This window comes from Streptomyces gottesmaniae (assembly GCF_031845845.1).
Classification (GTDB): domain Bacteria; phylum Actinomycetota; class Actinomycetes; order Streptomycetales; family Streptomycetaceae; genus Streptomyces; species Streptomyces akebiae.
Window position 1 is genome coordinate 91,951 of sequence record NZ_JAVRFJ010000007.1, and the last position, 17,393, is coordinate 109,343.

Annotated in this window: 28 protein-coding genes; 27 read left to right on the top strand and 1 reads right to left on the bottom strand. The window is 69.2% G+C overall.

Features of this window, described 5'->3' with window-relative positions:
* The first annotated feature begins 348 nt into the window (after positions 1-348).
* The 10 genes from RM704_RS10505 (at position 349) to RM704_RS10550 (ending at position 5,017) form a co-directional block, all read left to right on the top strand.
* On the top strand, positions 349-1,350 hold the full coding sequence (locus RM704_RS10505; protein WP_052146365.1) for a DUF2637 domain-containing protein: 1,002 nt from the start codon (positions 349-351) through the stop codon (positions 1,348-1,350).
* 13 nt (positions 1,351-1,363) lie between these two features.
* A complete protein-coding gene (locus tag RM704_RS10510) occupies positions 1,364-1,516 on the top strand; it encodes a hypothetical protein (RefSeq protein WP_192829795.1) in 153 nt (50 codons plus the stop codon).
* A 9-nt stretch (positions 1,517-1,525) separates the two neighbouring features.
* On the top strand, positions 1,526-2,035 hold the full coding sequence (locus tag RM704_RS10515) for a hypothetical protein (RefSeq protein ID WP_033530615.1): 510 nt from the start codon (positions 1,526-1,528) through the stop codon (positions 2,033-2,035).
* Entirely contained in the window at positions 2,032-2,730 is a 699-nt protein-coding gene (locus tag RM704_RS10520; protein WP_033530616.1) for a hypothetical protein, read from the top strand. Before RM704_RS10515 ends, RM704_RS10520 begins: the two co-directional genes overlap by 4 nt.
* A 128-nt stretch (positions 2,731-2,858) precedes the next feature.
* Positions 2,859-3,014, top strand: coding sequence for a hypothetical protein (locus RM704_RS10525; RefSeq protein ID WP_157856778.1), 156 nt, complete (start codon positions 2,859-2,861; stop codon positions 3,012-3,014).
* On the top strand, positions 3,011-3,220 hold the full coding sequence (locus RM704_RS10530; protein WP_033530617.1) for a hypothetical protein: 210 nt from the start codon (positions 3,011-3,013) through the stop codon (positions 3,218-3,220). The genes RM704_RS10525 and RM704_RS10530 overlap by 4 nt, the downstream gene beginning before the upstream one ends.
* A 155-nt stretch (positions 3,221-3,375) precedes the next feature.
* Positions 3,376-3,747: a hypothetical protein gene (locus tag RM704_RS10535; protein WP_052146366.1), complete on the top strand. Its 372-nt coding sequence runs from the start codon at positions 3,376-3,378 to the stop codon at positions 3,745-3,747.
* A gap of 148 nt (positions 3,748-3,895) precedes the next feature.
* Complete coding sequence (locus RM704_RS10540) at positions 3,896-4,297, top strand: helix-turn-helix transcriptional regulator (protein ID WP_033530618.1); 402 nt, start codon at positions 3,896-3,898, stop codon at positions 4,295-4,297.
* A 4-nt stretch (positions 4,298-4,301) separates the two neighbouring features.
* The gene (locus RM704_RS10545; protein ID WP_033530619.1) at positions 4,302-4,553 is read left to right on the top strand and encodes a hypothetical protein; all 252 of its coding nucleotides are present in this window, start codon (positions 4,302-4,304) and stop codon (positions 4,551-4,553) included.
* A complete protein-coding gene (locus RM704_RS10550; protein ID WP_052146367.1) occupies positions 4,550-5,017 on the top strand; it encodes a DUF6221 family protein in 468 nt (155 codons plus the stop codon). Before RM704_RS10545 ends, RM704_RS10550 begins: the two co-directional genes overlap by 4 nt.
* Before the next feature lie 21 nt (positions 5,018-5,038).
* Here RM704_RS10550 and RM704_RS10555 read toward each other — a convergent pair whose 3' ends face one another.
* Positions 5,039-5,620, bottom strand: coding sequence for a hypothetical protein (locus RM704_RS10555; RefSeq protein ID WP_157856779.1), 582 nt, complete (start codon positions 5,618-5,620; stop codon positions 5,039-5,041).
* A gap of 147 nt (positions 5,621-5,767) precedes the next feature.
* On the opposite strand from RM704_RS10555, the gene RM704_RS10560 reads away from it, so the two are divergent.
* The 17 genes from RM704_RS10560 to RM704_RS10640 all read left to right on the top strand — a co-directional run bounded on the left by RM704_RS10560 (position 5,768) and on the right by RM704_RS10640 (position 17,386).
* Positions 5,768-6,193 (top strand): hypothetical protein, encoded by a 426-nt coding sequence (locus RM704_RS10560; protein ID WP_033530621.1) that lies wholly within the window; start codon positions 5,768-5,770, stop codon positions 6,191-6,193.
* 143 nt (positions 6,194-6,336) lie between these two features.
* A complete protein-coding gene (locus tag RM704_RS10565; protein WP_311590493.1) occupies positions 6,337-6,855 on the top strand; it encodes a helix-turn-helix domain-containing protein in 519 nt (172 codons plus the stop codon).
* Positions 6,842-8,119: a PBSX family phage terminase large subunit gene (locus RM704_RS10570; protein WP_033530622.1), complete on the top strand. Its 1,278-nt coding sequence runs from the start codon at positions 6,842-6,844 to the stop codon at positions 8,117-8,119. Before RM704_RS10565 ends, RM704_RS10570 begins: the two co-directional genes overlap by 14 nt.
* Before the next feature lie 171 nt (positions 8,120-8,290).
* Positions 8,291-9,811 carry a phage portal protein gene (locus tag RM704_RS10575; RefSeq protein ID WP_033530623.1) on the top strand — a complete coding sequence of 507 codons (1,521 nt, stop codon included), beginning with the start codon at positions 8,291-8,293 and terminating at the stop codon, positions 9,809-9,811.
* A gap of 18 nt (positions 9,812-9,829) precedes the next feature.
* Positions 9,830-10,945 carry a phage minor capsid protein gene (locus RM704_RS10580; protein ID WP_033530624.1) on the top strand — a complete coding sequence of 372 codons (1,116 nt, stop codon included), beginning with the start codon at positions 9,830-9,832 and terminating at the stop codon, positions 10,943-10,945.
* 310 nt (positions 10,946-11,255) lie between these two features.
* A complete protein-coding gene (locus RM704_RS10585) occupies positions 11,256-12,056 on the top strand; it encodes a hypothetical protein (protein ID WP_033530625.1) in 801 nt (266 codons plus the stop codon).
* 14 nt (positions 12,057-12,070) lie between these two features.
* Positions 12,071-12,985 (top strand): major capsid protein, encoded by a 915-nt coding sequence (locus RM704_RS10590; protein ID WP_033530626.1) that lies wholly within the window; start codon positions 12,071-12,073, stop codon positions 12,983-12,985.
* A 73-nt stretch (positions 12,986-13,058) separates the two neighbouring features.
* Complete coding sequence (locus RM704_RS10595) at positions 13,059-13,412, top strand: hypothetical protein (RefSeq protein ID WP_033530627.1); 354 nt, start codon at positions 13,059-13,061, stop codon at positions 13,410-13,412.
* 15 nt (positions 13,413-13,427) lie between these two features.
* The gene (locus RM704_RS10600) at positions 13,428-13,805 is read left to right on the top strand and encodes a hypothetical protein (RefSeq protein ID WP_033530628.1); all 378 of its coding nucleotides are present in this window, start codon (positions 13,428-13,430) and stop codon (positions 13,803-13,805) included.
* Complete coding sequence (locus RM704_RS10605; RefSeq protein ID WP_052146368.1) at positions 13,805-14,317, top strand: hypothetical protein; 513 nt, start codon at positions 13,805-13,807, stop codon at positions 14,315-14,317. The genes RM704_RS10600 and RM704_RS10605 overlap by 1 nt, the downstream gene beginning before the upstream one ends.
* An 81-nt stretch (positions 14,318-14,398) precedes the next feature.
* Positions 14,399-15,067, top strand: coding sequence for a head-tail connector protein (locus tag RM704_RS10610; protein ID WP_033530629.1), 669 nt, complete (start codon positions 14,399-14,401; stop codon positions 15,065-15,067).
* Positions 15,067-15,384 carry a hypothetical protein gene (locus RM704_RS10615; RefSeq protein WP_033530630.1) on the top strand — a complete coding sequence of 106 codons (318 nt, stop codon included), beginning with the start codon at positions 15,067-15,069 and terminating at the stop codon, positions 15,382-15,384. Before RM704_RS10610 ends, RM704_RS10615 begins: the two co-directional genes overlap by 1 nt.
* A 10-nt stretch (positions 15,385-15,394) precedes the next feature.
* Positions 15,395-15,745 carry a hypothetical protein gene (locus RM704_RS10620; RefSeq protein ID WP_033530631.1) on the top strand — a complete coding sequence of 117 codons (351 nt, stop codon included), beginning with the start codon at positions 15,395-15,397 and terminating at the stop codon, positions 15,743-15,745.
* Positions 15,742-16,182 (top strand): minor capsid protein, encoded by a 441-nt coding sequence (locus tag RM704_RS10625; protein ID WP_033530632.1) that lies wholly within the window; start codon positions 15,742-15,744, stop codon positions 16,180-16,182. Before RM704_RS10620 ends, RM704_RS10625 begins: the two co-directional genes overlap by 4 nt.
* 9 nt (positions 16,183-16,191) lie before the next feature.
* Positions 16,192-16,665, top strand: coding sequence for a phage tail tube protein (locus tag RM704_RS10630; RefSeq protein WP_033530633.1), 474 nt, complete (start codon positions 16,192-16,194; stop codon positions 16,663-16,665).
* Positions 16,665-17,183, top strand: coding sequence for a DUF7426 family protein (locus tag RM704_RS10635; protein ID WP_033530634.1), 519 nt, complete (start codon positions 16,665-16,667; stop codon positions 17,181-17,183). Before RM704_RS10630 ends, RM704_RS10635 begins: the two co-directional genes overlap by 1 nt.
* A 44-nt stretch (positions 17,184-17,227) precedes the next feature.
* Positions 17,228-17,386, top strand: a complete 159-nt coding sequence (locus RM704_RS10640; RefSeq protein WP_311590494.1) for a hypothetical protein — start codon at positions 17,228-17,230, stop codon at positions 17,384-17,386.
* Positions 17,387-17,393: the final 7 nt, after the last annotated feature.

The following is a 17,393-nucleotide window of genomic DNA, read 5'->3' on the forward strand; positions in this document are numbered from 1 at the left end:
TTCGGCCGCTACCTATCACGGTGGCTGGTTTGTGGTGCATGGTGTGGGTGCGGGATCCGGAACCAACCCCCGGGTGATGGCTCCCCTTGTCGGGCCCTGCCGTTCACTCGGCAGGGCCCGCCGCGCCTCCCGGTTTCCTCCCCACGGGAGGCTATGCGGCTGCCGTCGGCCAGGCTGTGACGCCCGTCAACCCGATGCGTCGTTGACTCTGTAGCACCACCAGCGCTCCGCGCGGTACCGTCATGGACGGCAGATGCCCCCCGTAGGGCGTCACCTCCAAATAGAGCGAGCCCCGGCAAGGAGACTCCAACTCCCGCCAGGGCTCTAACCATCGGAGAGTGACCTCCTATGGCTGAGCTGCACCCTAGTGCGCCCACGCCCGCCCAGACCACCCCGACGCCCACCCGCCGCCTCGGCGGCAGCGTCCGCGTCGCCTGGTTCATCGTCCTCGTGATGATGCTCGCCGCAGCCGCCTGGTCCATCAGCGCCAAGCTCACCGCCTGGGGCATGGACCAGGAACTCGCCCTCGGCCTGTCCCTCATGTTCGACCTCGCTGGCCTGCTCTGCGCCCAGTACGCGCGCCGCGCGATCGAGCGCGGCACCCCCGCCGGCCTCGCCCGCCTCGCCGTCTTCGCCTTCGTCACCGTGTCCGGCCTGTTGAACTGGTCGCACGGCAAGGTGGTCGGCGGCACGGTCGCAGGTGTCGGCCTCGCCTCCATCTCCTTCGCCGTGGAGCTCCTCTTCGAACTGCATCGCCGGGATGTCCGCGACGAGCAGCGTGCCGCCCGCGGCCTGATTGCCGAGCGCATGCCGCACATCCCGCTCCTGGCCTGGGTGATGTTCCCGGCACAGGCGTGGCGGACGCTGCGTAGCGCCGTTCGTACCCGTCTGGCGACCCTGGACTCTGTCGCGGCGCCCGTGACGACCGTGACCAGCGTCGACAGGGTCGTCGAGCAGCCGGTGACGCCCCCCGTCACGCCGCCTGACCCGCCGAAGGCCCACCTGCCCGTGGCCCCGGCGCTGCCCGCAGCACCCGTCAAGCGGCAGCCCGTGGTGCCTGCCGGGACCCAGCTCCTGCCGATCGTCACCCCGCCTGTCGCTCAGGCCTCCGCCGCCACACCGCAGCCCTCGGCGCCGTCCCAGTACAACGACCCGCGGTGCTCCGTCATCCGCCCCCTGTACGACGCGGGCACCCGCCCGGGCACGAAGGCCATGCGGACCGCGATCATCTCGGCCGGATACCCGGACCTGTCCGACGGGTTCATCCGGGGCACCCTGCGGGCCGAGATCGAGAAGCACGAGCCACACCTCGCCGCCCTGCCGCCGGCCCCTGTCGCGTTCACCGCGTAGCCACCACACCGTCGTGATCGCCGTCTTCGGCGTGTTCTGCGCCGTGTGCGTGCTGGTGGCCTTCGTCGGCCTGGTGCTCGTCACCCCTCGCGACGTCCCCCGAATCACCGGGACGTGCGCGCTCATCCTGACTTTCGCGGCGCTCGGCGTCGCCATCCTCCGCTGAGGAACCCCTGTGACCTTCGTGACCATCGGTGGCGTCACCATCGGCTTCTGCATCCTGGCCTACACCCTCGTGAAGTGGTGGCCCGGCGCCAAGACCCTGCGCGCCGACCCCTTCCGACAGCTCGCCCGTCTCCTCCCCTTCGTCCTCGCCTGGTGCTACGGCGTCCTCGCCGTCCTCAGCATCGGCGGCCTCGTCGGCTGGGCCGCCGACTCCTCGCTGTGGATCACTTCCTGGCTCGGCGACGTCGCCCTCGTCTGGGGAGTCGGCGGTCAAGGCGGGACCAGCGCGGCCGGAGTCTCCTACCTGCCGCTCACCCAGCCCGGCGCGGGCATCACCCTCATCCTCACCGCGACCATGTGCGCCGCCCTGAAGGTGTCCGACCGCCGTAACGACCTGTTCATGGGCATGTGGTGCGGCATCACCCTCGGTACCAGCGCAGGCATTGCGGGCCTCGCGGCCGTGCCGCTCGCGCAGGCTGTGAACTGGGCTGGCGACGGCCTGTACGGGGCGATCGTATGACCGAGGAGACGACGGCCAAGGAGAAGGCCGGGGGAGAGGCCGAAGCGGAGGCGCCCAGCCGTATTGCTGGCGGATGCGTTGCCGTGGTCCTCGCCGGTGTCGCCGTGCTGGCCCTGAAGGCCATCGTGACCGTGGCCCCGTACGTCGCTTACTCCGTGGCGGGGGTGCTCGCCTGCCTTGCCTGGCAGAAGGGGAGGGCATGGCTTGGATCTCGTCGTGCCAGCGATGCCGACGAGGCGGAGGAGAGGCCTGCGCCGGACGTCGGCGAGGCCTTGCGCCGTCTCGTCGGCGACGACAACGGCGTCCTCCTCACCCGCCTCCGCGACGACCAGAAGCTCCCCGACACAAAGGTCGTGAAGCAGCTCCTGGACGAGGCCGGCATCAAGTGGAAGGCCGTACGCACCAGCCAGGGGAACGGCCCGGGCGTGCATAAGAGCGACATCCCATCTGCACCCTCTCCCGTTGTCACCGACACCCATGGTGGCGGTTGTTGTTGCAGGCCAGGCGACAACAACAACACCGACAACGGCCGCGGGGAGGGAGCTGGAGAGGGGATCCGTGTACAGGCCATTGGTGAAGGCGGTCGGCTCGTAAGCGCCTCCCCCCACCTCGAAGACCTCGTCGACCGCTTCTTCGCAGAAGCTGCCAGGAACCGTCCGACAGCCCTGGGCAAGGGGGACGTGAACGACTCATGATCCGACGCCTCCTCGCCGCCCTCGGCTACGAGCAGCAACCGCTGTACTACTGCGCCTCATGCGGGGGCTACTACCCGATCAGCCACTTCTGCGAGTAACCCGAACCCAGCGAAAGGAAGATGAGCACCATGAGTGAAGACACCGAGTTCGCGCCGGACTGCGGCGCGGTGACGCCTGAGGAAGAGTGCGGCGAGTGCGAGGCGTGCGAAGAGGCTGAGCGCGAGGGCCGCGCACGGGAGATCGAGCAGGGCATCGTGCACGACGAGCCGGGGACAACGCTATGAGCGAGCGCGTGAAGGTCAAGGTCCTGCTCCTGGTGGGCGAGCAGGCGGAGGTGGTGGCGGATGCTGGAGACGCGGTGGATCCCGTCCGGTACCCGGCGGCGGAGATCGCCAAGGCGGTGGGGTTGGCGGCCCGGCAGCTGCCTGGGAAGCGCCTGACGGCCGAGGTCGGCCCGGATGATCGCCTGTCTGGCTGGCAGTTGTCCTGACGCCTGGTTGCGGCCCTGCTCCCTGGCGTGGGGGTGGGGCCGTTTCCTTCCCCAAGGGTGTTGCAATTCAATACATCAACATGTCACAATGGATCTCGTAACCGGGAAGGGGCCGCGAACCCCAACCCACCACCCACACAGGAAGGAAGCCGGACATGGCTGACTCCCAGGACATGACGATGGGCTACCTGGCCTCGCGCCTTGGTGACATCTACACCGCCATCGCCCTGCTCTGCACGAGCCTCCCGGTCAAGATCGTCCTCCCGATCGGCTCCGTCTCCAACGTCGAGGTGATCCCGGCCGTCCGCCGGGTCGCCGAGATCGTCGAGGACCAGCCGATGCCGGAGGAGGTGCAGGCGGAGCTCTTCGCGTCCTGCGTCTTCTGGCTCGCGGCGATCGACCTCTACGGGCTCCTCACGCAGGACTTCCACGAGGTCCGCGTCCAGTCCGCCCTGGCCAACCTGATCATGGCCGAGGACTCGGCCAAGGTGGTCGCCGGATGGATCAAGGATCAGCTGGACAGCTGATCAACCCAACCGCCCCCGGCAGCCAGCCGGGGGCGGCCCCCGTTCCAAGCACAGAACGCGACCGGCAGGCCCGGGCCGAAGCCCAGACACCCCGAGGGGTGCTCGCGAAAACCTGCCGGTCCCACCCAGCCAGAAAGGCCGGACCACCATGGTAGACAGCCCACCGCAGGGCGAGACCCTGCCCGAGATCGCCGCCCGCCACGGCCGCGCGTACGACACCCTCCGCGCGCAGTGGTCGCGCCACTCCGCCTGGCCCGCCCCCATCGGGAAGCGCGGCCGCTTCAAGATCTACGACCCCGCCGCCGTCGACCGCGTCATCGCCGAGCACTTCGAGCGCCAGGCCGTCGAGCTCGAACCCCGCCGCCTCTACACCGCGCGCGAGATCGAGGCCATGACGGGCGTCAGCGCTGCGACGATCCGCGCCGACCGCTCCAAGGGACGGTGGCCGGCCCCCGACGACACATCGGGCGCCGCGCACCGTTGGTACGGGGAGACCGTCACGACGGCCATGACAGGCCGTCGCGGATACCGTCGCAACACGGAAGGGTGAACTCATGACCACACCTGCAGAGCGAGCTGCGCTCGTCGACGCCGCAGCCGCCCTCCTGATCGCCTCCATCACGATGCGCGACATCGCAGGGGCAATGCCCCCGGCTGCGTTCGCGTCGATGCCCGACGACATCCGTGGCCGTGTCACCCGGCCGAGCTATCAGGGCGCCTTCGATCAACTGCCGCCGGACATCCAGGCTGAGGCCCGCGCCCTGGTCGATGCTGACCCGGACATCGTGGCCGCGAGGAACCTGTGACCGCCGAGTTCGTGGAGTGGCTGGACGCCCAGCTCGCCGAGGACAAGCGGATCGCCCTCGGTGCGACGTGGTGCGAGGATGCCGGAACGTGGCGTGCAGAACCGTCACCGTACGGCACGCCTGCTCGGCCGACGGGCCCGCGTTGGTACATCGAGGACGCGATGGACGACGGTGTGATCACTACGGTCGATCCGCAGGCCTCGCCCGACGAGGATGTGGCTCAGCACATCGCGGAGTGGGATCCGGCGCGGGTGCTGCGGGAGATCGATGCCAAGCGGCAACTGCTCGACCTGCACAGGCCCATGCGGCGGCGGTCAACTGGCAGCGGCGGAGGCGCCATCGAGGACTGCCAGATCTGTGACCACTTCCCAGCGCAATTCCCATGTCTCACACTGCGCCTGCTTGCCCTGCCGTATGCGGACCGGCCCGGCTACCGCGAGGAGTGGCGGCCGTCCGCCCCGTGACCGCATACCCACTGACGGGCGTCATGGCGCCCCGTCGGCTGGTACTTCCTCCAGCTTTCCGTACGAGTCCAGAGACCACCGCACGCCGCTGCCGTCCGTGAAGAACAGCGTGGGCCGACTGTTGTACGCCGTGGTCTCCGACCACGACTGCGAGCGGAAAACCGCTGCCCTCCCTGACCCAAGGAGCGAGAGCGGCGTGACCCATCGCTCCCCCAAGGCGAGGGGTCCCCGGTCCTGGCTCCCAAACGCTTCATAGACCTCAGCAGCGACGTGGGCGGTCCCGAATCGGACTTCCAGGTTCCGAACCGATGCGCTGCTTCCGTTGACCACCTCGGCGGAGCGCAGCGCCGCGCCCTCTGTGCCGACAGGGACCAGCGTGTCCACCATCCGAACCTGTCGAGCCTGTGCCACTCGCCGATCCTCGGCAGATGCCCGAAGCTCGGCGCGCTCCAATTCCAGGTTCTGCCGCTGTTCGTCCATGAACCGCGTCTGCTCGGCGATGAACTCCTGCTGCTCACCGATCTGCTGCCGCTGGCTCGTGATCGTCTGATACGCGTACCAGGCCGCAGCGAGCGCCCCACTACCCCCGATCCACGTCGGCACGTCACCCCACTGCAATGGGCCCATGTCCTGCCTTCCGCCTCACATCCATCCCATCCAGGCAGACGTCACGCGCGACCCCACAGTTCCCGCCCGAACAGCAAGGGATATGCGGCATGATGCCCCGCAGAAACCGTTCCAGGGGGGAACATGCGCATCCGTCATACCGCCGTCGTTGTCGCCGCGCTCGCGTGCGCGCTCACCGCCTGCTCGGGCAGCAACGCCACGGACGACGCGAAGGCCACACCGTCCGCGAAGGCCTCCGCCACGGAGAAGGAAGTCACGCAGGATCAGAAGGACAACGCGGCCAAGAGCGCCGGCATCCCGCCGGAGCCGACGGGCAAGGAGCGCCAGGCCCTCCTCGACGCCCTCGCCGGGGCGGCCCCGGATGTCGTGAAGTACGAGGAGAAGGCCGTCGACGCCGCGCGTAACCAGTGCTCAGCAATCAACGGTGGGGGAAACCGGCTCGACTGGACCGCGTCCATGCGCTTCACGTACAAGGACGTCGTCACGACGGAGGAGCAGGGCGCGAAGATCAACGAGGCGCTCAAGTCGTCCGGCTTCTGCAAGGTGTAGCGGCGTGACTTAGTTGCATTCCAGGACGGCGTGATCCATCCTGGGGCCAAGTCCGGCGTGCCCGGACACACATACTCACAAATAGATGCCAGCGCCCTCGGCGCACCGAAGGCCCGCAGGATCCCATCCTGCGGGCCTTCGGCATGTCCAGGGGGGTGACCGCCATGGGCACGGCCAAGCCAGTCACCGAAGAAGAGCGCCAGCGCGTACGTGAGTTGCACGCCGAGGGCAAGGGCCGCAACGAGATCGCCGAGATCCTCGGGCGCGGCGGCCGCACCATCAGCACCATCGCCAAGGACCTCGGCCTCTCGTTCTCCCGGGCCGCCGAGGTACGACAGGCCACCGAGATCCGCCAAGCCGACCTAGCCGCCCGCCGCGCCGCCTTCGCTGTGAAGCTCCAGGACATCGCCGAAGCCGAGGCCGCGAAGATCAATCAACCTCACACGTACTGGGACTGGGGCGGCAAAGAGCACGACTTCGACACCCACACGGCACCCGAGCCGACGCCGGGCGACAAGCGGGCGTACATGTCCCTCGTCGCCACCGCCGTGGACCGGTCACTGAGGCTCGCCCCGCCGAAGGAGGAAGGCGGCGCCGACCAGGTCGGCTCGTTGCTGACGAACCTCTTCGACCAGCTCCGGGCCCGGCATGGGGACCACTGACCTCAAGCTGTCCGACAAGCAAGAGATCTCCATCGCGCACTCCACGGCCTGGCTGAACGTGTGGGAGGGCTCGGTCCGGTCGGGCAAGACCATCGCGTCGCTGCTCCGCTGGCTGATGTACGTCGTGACAGCACCGACCGGCGGGCAGCTGGTCGTCGTCGGCAAGACCTACGACACCGTGGCCCGCAACGTCTTCGGGCCACTCCAGGACCCGAGCATCGTCGGCACCGAGGTCGCCAAGCTCGTCTCCTACACCCGCGGCTCCAGCGTCGCGTGGATCCTCGGCAAGCAGATCGAGGTCATCACCGCCAACGACGCCAAGGCCGAAGCCCGGTTGAGGGGTCTCACGGGCGCGGGCGCGTACGTGGACGAGCTCACTCTCCTGCCCAAGGAGTTCTTCAAGCGGCTCATCGACCGCATGTCCGTCCCCGGCGCCCTGATCTTTGCGACCACCAACCCGGACAACCCGGGCCACTGGGCGAAGAAGGACTGGCTGAACCGCGCCGATGAACTGGGCATTCGTACCTGGCACTTCGTCATGGACGACAACCCTGCCCTGTCCGAGGACTACAAGGCCCGGATGCGGCGGAACTTCACCGGCCTCTGGTACCGGCGCTACATCCTCGGGCATTGGGTGCAGTCCGAGGGCGCGATCTACGAGTGCTTCGACGAGAAGCGGCACGTCGTCTCGACGCTCCCCAGGATCGACCGCTGGCTGTGCGACGCGATCGACTACGGCACGGTCAACCCGTACGCGGACGTCCTGATCGGCCTGGGCGCGGACCGGAAGCTGTACGTCGTCTCCGAGTACCGGTACGACTCCCGCCGCGAGCGCCGGCAGATGACCGACGCCGAGTACTCGAAGGCCCGCCGCGCCTGGCTCGCGAAGGTTCCACAGCCGGGTACGAACGTGGTGGGGGTGGCCCCGGAGTTCACGGTCGTCGACCCGTCCGCGAGCTCGTACATCGAGCAGCTGCACCGCGACCAGGTCCTCGGCGTCACCCAGGCCGACAACTCCGTCCTCGACGGCATCCGCACGGTCAGCAGCCTGCTGTCCACCGACGACCTGTACATCCACGAGTCCGCGCAGGGCCTGATCGACGAAATGCCTGGCTACAGCTGGGATGACGAAGCGGCAGAGCGCGGCGAGGACAAGCCGATCAAGCAGGACGACCACAGCGTCGACGCACTTCGGTACGGCATCCGGACGACCGAATCTCTGTGGCGGCCATACCTGCCAACCCGACTGGAGGTGGCCGCGTAGTGGCTCGTCTCGGCCCGCTCCCGGGCTTCCCCCGCTGGACCGGAGTCCGAGCCATCGCAACCGGCCACCGAGTCGAGGACAACGCCCTCGCCTTCGATCTCAACGTCCGCATTACCCGGCGCGCCCGCCTCTGGGCCTGCTGGCACGCACTCACGGGGAGGTGGCCACGCGATGCCGCTGCCGACCAGTAACGTCACCTGGCCCCCGCCCTACCTGAAGCCAGCCCTCGACGCCATGCACACCTGGGACACCTGGTGGAGCGGCGACCCCGACCGCCTCGAAGCCCTCTACGGCGCCGGCGGAGGAGGCTTCGGCCCCGACCCCAAACCGATCCAGTACTCAACCGGCGTCATGGGGAAGATCGCCCGCTGGTGGTGGGGCACCCCAACCGCCCCCGGCGAACGCCGGACCAAGCTGCATGTGCCGATCGCTGGCGACCTCTGCGGCGGCTCCGCGAACCTCCTCTTCAGCGAGCCGCCGAAGTTCACCGTCCCCGGCAGCGACACGGCGACGCAGAAGCGCCTCGACGAGCTGGTCGACGACGGGATGCTTGTCACCCTCCAGACGGCGGCCGAACTCGGCGCCGCACTGGGCGGTGTGTACCTACGGCCGGTGTACGACACCGACATGGCCGATCGGCCGTGGCTCGACGCTGTCCACGCCGACCGCGCCGTACCGGAGTTCCGCTGGAACCGCCTGTTTGCGGTGACGTTCTGGCGGGTCATCCACGAGGAGGACGGCCAGGTCTGGCGGCACCTGGAGCGGCACGAGCGCGGCGTCATCGAGCACGGCCTGTACCAGGGCACGAAGTCCAAGCTCGGTCACCGGGTTCCGTTGGAGGATCACCCGGCGACCGAAGGGTTCGCCGAAGCTGTCACCGAAGAGGGGCTGATCGAGACCGGGTTCGAAGGCCTCGATGTCTCGTACATTCCCAACGACATCTCCCGTCGGTGGCGTTGCAACACCGCGCTCCAGAGCCTCGGACGAAGCGACCTTGACGGCGTTGAGCCCCTGATGGACGCCCTCGACGAGACCTACGCCTCATGGATGCGGGACATCCGCCTCGGCAAGGGCCGCATCATCGTCCCGAACGCGTACCTTCAGTCCAACGGCCCCGGTCGCGGGGCGTCCTGGAACCCTGACCAGGAGGCGTTCGCGGGCATCGACATGCTCGCGCGCGGCGACGGCGCGCAGCTGACCGTGGCGCAGTTCGCGATCCGCGTCCAGGAGCACCGGGACACCGCCGAGGAGCTCGTCAACCAGATCCTCAGGTCGGCTGGCTACTCGGGGCAGACGTTCGGGATCGGCGGGGACGTCGCGATCACTGCGACAGAGACCAACGCCAAGGAGCGGCGGTCGATGACGACCCGGGGCCGCAAGATCTTGCGGACACGGCCGGGCCTCGGCAACGCAGCGCACGCCCTCCTCGCCGTCGACCGGCACGTGTTCGGCACACAGGTGGTGCCGCAGCGGCCGAACATCGAGTTCTACGACTCGGTGCAGGAGGACCCGCTGTCGCTGGCGAACACGGCCGACGTCCTGAAGCGGGCGATGGCTGCGTCCACGGAGACGCTGGTCGGCATGATCCATCCTGAGTGGGACAAAGGCATGGTCGAAGCTGAAGTCCGGCGGATCCAGGCAGAGACCGGGCAGGCCGTGCCGGACCCGATGCAGACCGGCGCACTGCCGTAGCTCAGGGGGTGGTCGGCTGTGCCCGTCTCGCCAGCCCTCGCCGAGGACCTCGCGGCCGCCGTCGCCGACCTGTACGAGGCGGCCGAGGGCGTCCTCCTCCAGAAGCTGCGCCAGGCCCTCGCGGAAGGCATCGACAGTCCCGTCTGGGTCGAGCTGAAGCTGGCCTCCGTCGGCAACCTTCAGGCCGCCGTCGACGAGGTGCTGGCCGCGCTCCAGGCGGACGCCTCCGGGGCGATCCACGAGGCCCTCGCCGAGGCGTACGAGCGCGGCCAGCAAGCGGCCGTCGCTGAACTGGGGGCACTCGGTGTGGGGCAAGCGGCGGCCGCCGCTACTGCTGTGCCGACCGCGCCGATCGTGGACCGTCTCGCGGCCGCCGTCATCAACGACACCGGCCCGGTCTACCTGCGGATCCTGCGCTCCACGATGGATACCTACCGCGATGTCATCTCGCGTGCAGCCGCAGCGCCGGCACTCGGCGCGCAGACCCGGCGGCAGGCCGCGCAGTCCGCTCTGGACGCCTTCGCGAACCGCGGGGTGACCGGCTTCGTCGACCGGGCTGGCCGGTCGTGGGAGCTGCGGTCGTACGTCGAGATGGCGATGCGGTCCGCAGTTGGCCGGGCCGCCGTCGAGGCGCACTCCGACCGTCTTGGCGCGGCTGGGGTGGAACTGGTGCTGGTATCGCAGGCACCGGAGGAGTGCCCGCTGTGCCGTCCGTGGGAGCGGAAGATCCTCGCCCGCACGGGTGGGCCCGGGGTGCGGGACGTCCAGGTGGAGCACGCCACCGAGGACGGTGAGATGGTCACCGTGAAGGTGGCTGGGTCTCTGCCGGAGGCTCGCGCGGCCGGCCTCATGCACCCGAATTGTCGCCACGACGTGAGTGCGTACCTGCCTGGCGTCTCCCGAGTTCCGGAGCCGCAGGCAACGCGGGGCACGTACGAGGACTCGCAGAGGCAGAGGTACTTCGAGCGGCAGGTGCGGAAGTGGAAGCGTCGGGAGGCCGCGGCCATGGACGACGCGGCGCGCACGGACGCGCGTTCCCGGGTGCGCGCGTACCAAGGCCGTATCCGTGAGCTCGTCGGCGAGACCGGCCTGCCTCGTAAGAGTCACCGCGAGCAGATCACTACCGCGCGGTAGCTATCCCACGGAGTCCGACCCGTGCTCGCGGTCCCACGCGTCCAACTCCTGCCTGGTGCAACCCGAGGCGCAATACGGCGCTGACGGCTTCCTGATCTCTGACCCGCCCCAGGCGCGCGCAACGACGACCTTGCGGCTCAGGGGCCCCTCGCAGCGGCGGCATCGGCCTGGAGCGCTCTCTATCTCAGACGGCATCCCAGCACGGTACAGCCGACCACTGACAAAGACTTCCGCCCGCCAGGTGCGGGCCGGATTGCAGTACAGCTCTGGCAGGCCCGGGGCTTCCCTACGCGCACCAGGAGTGCACGACATGCACAAGCGAACTCTCGCGCGCCAGACCGGCGAGATCGGCTGGACGCACCCCTACACGACCGGCCCTTTCGGCCCGTGCTGGTACGCCGACGGCGGGGACGGAGACGACTCCGGATCCGACGGCGGCGGCAGCGGTGACGACTCGGGCACCGGCGACGACGACCAGGACGAAGACGGCGCCGGCGGGACCGGCGACGACGACCAGGACGACGCGGGCAAGGACACCAAGCCGAAGCCCAAGCCACCCGCCAAGAAGGACGGCGACGAGGACCCGACCGCGACGATCGCCCGGCTCCAGAAGGAGCTGAAGACGGCGAACGCGGACGCGGCGAAGGCCCGTACGACCGCGAAGAAGAACGCGGCCGACGAGGCTCGCACGGAGATCGTGCAGGAGCTCGGCAAGGCACTCGGCCTGATCAAGGACGATAAGGACACCCCGCCCGACCCGGCGGCCCTGACCGCCAGGATCGAGCAGGCGACCGCGGCGCACCGCGAGACCGCGGTCGAGCTGGCGGTGTACCGGGGTGCGGCCAAGCACGGCGCCGACCCGGACGCCCTCACCGACAGCCGGGCGTTCCTGGCCTCGATCAAGGGACTGGATCCGTCCGACGAGGGATTCGCGAAGGCCGTCCAGGCCGCCATCAAGAAGGCGGTCGACGACAACCCCAAGCTCAAGACCGCGGGCCCGGCGCCCGCGCGCACGTCGAGCGACTTCAACGGCGGCTCCGGGGGCAACGGCTCCGGGCCTAAGACCATCGACGACATCCGCGCCGAGCGCCGGAAGCGCCGCGCCGGATAGGAGGACAAGCCACCATGGCAAACACCCTGCTCACGCCTGAGATCATTGCCCAGCAGGCGCTGGCCAACCTGTACGAGACGACCGTCATGGCGAACCTCGTACACCGCGACTACGAGGCGGAGTTCGCCCGCCGCGTCGGCGACAAGATCACTATCCGCCAGCCCGCCGTGTTCGAGGCCAAGGAGTACGACCGCAGCCAGGGCATCACCGTCCAGGACGCGCAAGAGAACGGCATCGACCTCACGCTGAACCACTTCGCCGACGTGTCTTTCGCGGTCACGGCGGAGGACCTCACGCTGAAGATCGAGGACTTCGACGAGCAGCTCCTCACCCCGGCCATGGAGGCGATCTCCCAGAAGATCGACCGCGACCTGCTGACCCTGCGCAACGACATCACGCAGGAAGTCGGCGTCGTTGCGGGGGACAACGAGTTCACGTGGGACAACCCGCGCTCTCTCATCGAGGCCGGCCGTGAGCTGGACACGAACAGCGTCCCGATGACGGAGCGGCGCGCCGTTGTCGGCCCGATGATCGCGTCGAAGTGGCTGGCCGACCCGCTGTTCCACGAGGCCGACAAGCGCGGCAACACCGAGGGCCTCACCGAGGCGTTCCTCGGTCGCCGCACCTTCGGGTTCGACCCGTACATGACGCAGAACATCGCCAAGCCCGCCCAGACCAGCGGGAACAGCACGACCGAGGTCGGTGTCGCCTTCCACCGCACCGCATTCGCCCTCGCCTTCCGGCCGCTTCAGCTGCCGCGGGGCAACCCGAACGCGGCGATCGCGAGCTACAAGGGCTTCGGTCTGCGCGTGATCTACGGCTACGACATGGACAAGAAGCAGGACGTGGTCAGCGTCGACTGCCTGTACGGCACGAAGACCCTCGACGCCAACCGGGCCTGCCTCATCAAGGGCGCCGACGTCGCCTGATCCCGCGCAGCTGCCGCGCCCGCGCGGTGCGGCGGCCCGCCCCTCTGCTCGCTCCCCAGTCAGGAGACCCTTCATGGCGTACCAGCGCCGCATCATGACCCAGTCCATCCGGCTGACCGGCGCGCCGGTCGGTGCCGCAACGCACGTCGTCTGGCGGGCGCCCGTGGCCTGCACCGTCGTGAAGGTCCACGGCCTCCGCTCCGGCGGCGCCGCGGCCGCCGTCAACGCGAAGATCGGCGTCGCCGATGTCCTCGCCGCCGATCTCACCGCCGGGAACGGCGTCTTCACCTCCGGCACCCCGACCGGCACGGCCGGCGACATGGCCGCGGGTGCGGTGCTGTCCCTGGAGGTCGCGTCCGGTGACGCCACCACGGTGGTCATCCAGGCTGACATCGCGATCGACGCCGACGCCTACGACCTGGCCTGAGCGGAGGCGAAGTAGATGTTCGTCTACCGCAACAAGAACACCGACGACGTCGTCGAGTACGAGTACCGGTCGGCGCGCCTGGAGATGCTCCCGAACTGGGAGACGCTCCAGGAGCCGACGGAGTCCTCGGAGTCGGAGACGCCGCAGGAGCCCGCGCTCGGGCCACAGGAACCCCAAGAGCAGGGCGACGGGGCGACGTCGCCCGACGGGCCGCCTGGTGGGGGCGGAGGGGACGGAGACGGGCCGGACGCAGCACAGCGTCCGGCCCGCTCCGCGTCTAAGGCCGAGTGGGCCGCGTACGCGCGGGCCCAGGCTCGGGACTCCGCCGAGGAGGCCGCGATCGAGGGCCTCACCAAGGACGAGCTGATCAAGCAGTACGGAGGTGACAGCTGATGGCGCTCTCCGGAACGCTGCTCGCCGTATCCGCCTTCGCGGAGCTGACTCAGGCGCTCGACCTCGGCACCGGTCGAGTGCCCCAACCGCTGAACCGGAAGATGTCCCTCCTCTCAGGCACCGGGGCTGGTCGCGCCGACCGTGTGTTCAGCGACCGGCGCACGCTCGCCGCCAGCGCCACGGAAGACCTGGACCTGGCGGGCTCCCTGCTCGACGCTTTCGGCCAGACGATTACCTTCGCGCGGATCAAGGGCCTGATCGTCGCGGCGGCTGCCGGGAACACGAACAACGTGGTCATCGGCAACGCCACCTCGAACGCGTGGGCCGCGCTGCTGGGCGCGACCGGGACAGCGATCATCCGCCCGGGCGCCTTCCTCGCCCTGGGCACCGGAGAAGCAGACGCGATCGGGTACGCGGTCACGGCCGGGACCGGCGACCAGCTGAAGGTCGCGAACAGCGCGGCCGGCACTCCCGTCACCTACGACGTCCACATCATCGGCGTCTCCGCGTAGTGACGCCAGGCGTCCTGCGACTGGGGAGGCCCGAGCCATGGGCCTCCCCTCCACCCGTTCACGCACAGAAGGAGGCTGACGATGCCCGACGTGGGAGACACAGTCACCGCCTCCCTCACCGTGGACCCCTTCGACGGCACCACAGCGGCCGCGCTGTCCGTCACGGCACCGAACGGCACCGTAACGGCGCCCGCCACGAGCACGGCTGATGGTGGCAAGACGTGGACGGCGCCCCTCACTTACACCGCTGCGGGTGTGTGGCGACTGCTGTGGACCGTCACCGGAACCGGAGCTGGCGTTGAACCCGAGCTGGTCTCGGTAGCACCGCTGCCCACAGTGGCTACGGAGGGCGTGTCGTACGCGACGACGACCGACCTAGCCAACTATCTCCAGGCCGCGCCCCCTTTGAATGCCGCGAAGCTGTTGGCGCGCGCGACCGAACTGTTGGACAGCGACTTCCTGAAGGCTGCGGTGTACGCCGTGGACGGCGACGGCATGCCCACCGACGCAGAGGTCGTAAAGGCCTTCGCTGACGCGGTGTGTGCGCAGGTCGAATTCTGGGGCGAGGTCGGCGAGGAGACCGACATCTCCGGCCCGCTTCAGGGCGTGACGATCGGCTCGGTAAGCCTCCAGTACGGCGCGGGCGACAACCGGTCCGGGCCGGACTACTACGCGCCGAAGCTGATCCGAGCGCTTCAGTCCCTGCCGGCGGACAAGCTGCGCTGGGTCGCGTACACGGGCGGCTGCTGATGGGCCGCATCCCCCGCCGGTACCTCATCCACGAGATCACGGTGGAGCCGTACGTCGACGAGTCGAGCACCGGCTCCCTGTACGGGACGCCGACCGCCGTCCGATGCCTACTCGACGAGCAGACCCGGGCAGTGCGGACGTCCGGCGGCGAGCAGGTGACGTCCACGTCGACCGCCTACGCAGACCTCGCCACGGTCGCTCCGCCGCTGTCTCGCGTGACGCTCCCGGACGGCCGGACGACCACCGTCATCCAGGCCAAACGCCGCGACGGTAAACGCCTCGGCACTCCCAATCACCTGGAGATCCAGCTCGAATGAGGAGGTCGCCGTGCCGCAGTCCTACCGCCTCCGCTTCGACGCCTCCGCCGTCCGTGGGGAACTGCGGCAGGCGGCGGCCCGCGGACTCTTCCTCGGCGCCGAGCACGTCTTGGGCGTGAGTAACGACCGCGTCCCATTGGACGAGGCCGCGCTGCAGCGGTCCGGGACGGCCAGCGTGGACGAGTCGGATCTGACCGCGATGGTCAGCTACGACACCCCGTACGCCGTCCCCCAGCACGAGCGCATGGACTACAGGCACGCGCCCGGGCGCGAGGCGAAGTACCTGGAGAACTCGCTCAACGCCGAACGCGAGCAGGTCCTGGCCCTGGTCGCCGCCGAGCTTCGGCGGGCGCTGCGGTGAGCGGCGAGACCCACGACGCCGACCTGCTCCAAGGTGTCGCCGAGCTCCTGGCGGCCCAGGAAGTCGGCGTCTACTCGCCGACCGAGGCCCTGCCAGCCAGCAGCACGGGCATCGTCCTCGGCCGCGTGCCCGACGGCCCAGACCGGGCGATCGGGCTGACGCCATACCCCGTGGCCGACGACGACTCCACGGACTCGGTGACCGGCATCCAGGCGCGCATGCGCGCGGGCACCAACCCGCTCGCCGTCGTGCAGCTGGCCAACGACGTGTTCACCGCCCTCCACAACCGCCGCTCCTACGACGCCCATGGCGTGCGCGTGGAGATCTCCTGGCGCAACAGCCAGGCCTGGATCGGCCAGGACACCCGCGGCCGCATGGAGCTGGTCGCGAACTACTACTTCCGGACCGTGCGGGCCGGATCCCACCTGATCGACTAGGAGGACCGTATGTCCACTCCCACCGAGGAGACCGAGCTCGCCCGGGAATGGCGGCTGGAGGTCAACATGGGCACGGCAGAAGTGCCCGACTGGCAACTCTGCCCAGGCGTCAGAGAGTTCCAGCCCGCCTCGGAGCCGAACATCGAGGACAGCAGCGACTACGACTCCGACGGCTGGGCGGGCAACACCAAGACTGCACAGGCGTGGGAGATCAGCGCCACGATCCGCCGCAAGGCCAACAAGGACGTCAAGGTCTACCACCCCGTCCACGAAGCGATCAGACTCGCCCACTTCGCGTACGGGGAGGCCAACCTCGTCCACCTGCGCTACATGAACCGCAACGGCCTGCCGGAGGCGTACGAGGGCAAGGCCATCCCGAACTGGCAGCCCGCCGGCGGCGAGTACACCGCCCTCGGCGAGGTCGAGATCACGTTCACGGGGGACGGCCCGCTGACCCCGATCGAGAACCCGCTGGCGCCCTGATGGCGGGGACATTCGAGCCGCTCGACAACTTCCTCGACGACTACCTGGAGCTTCCCGTTGTCGGCCGGGACGGCGTCGAGCGCATGTACCGGATCGAGGACCCGTCCGCCGAGGATGGCATCCGAATCGAGCGGATCACCTCGCTCGCGGCCCGGCTCGCCGCCGGTGGCAGCGCGCCGGAAACGCCCGTCCTCAACGACGACGAGGAGCGGGACCTCTACCGGATGTGCCTCGGCGACGCGTACGACGCGCTGCTGGCGGACGGCGTGAGGTGGTCCCGCTTCAAGCACGTGGCGCTCACCGCTATGTTCTGGGTGACCACCGACAAGGACACCGCTCGCGAGTTCTGGAAGACGGGCCAGCAGCCGGGAAAAGCACCGAATCGGGCGGCCCGTCGGCAGGCGAAGCCGCGTACCTCGGAGTCGGATGCGGGGAGTACGACCCCATCACAGGGCTCTACGAGTGGTACGAGGGCGGGCTCCCAACGCCGCGGCGGGCGCGGTCGGCCACATCGCTGACCTGGGAGCGGCTGCTGGAGCAGTGGCCGCTGATCGAGGCCGACTTGCATCAGCTGTACGGCATCGACGTGGAGTCCGGCGTCCTCCGCGAGCGGACGTGGCGCTGGCTCCAGGTCCGCATCCTCGGTCTCATCTCGGCTGAGTCCCGCCTGGCCCGGCACTTCGAGCCACCTCCCAAGAGGTCCCCCGCACCCAGGAGGTGAGGTCGTC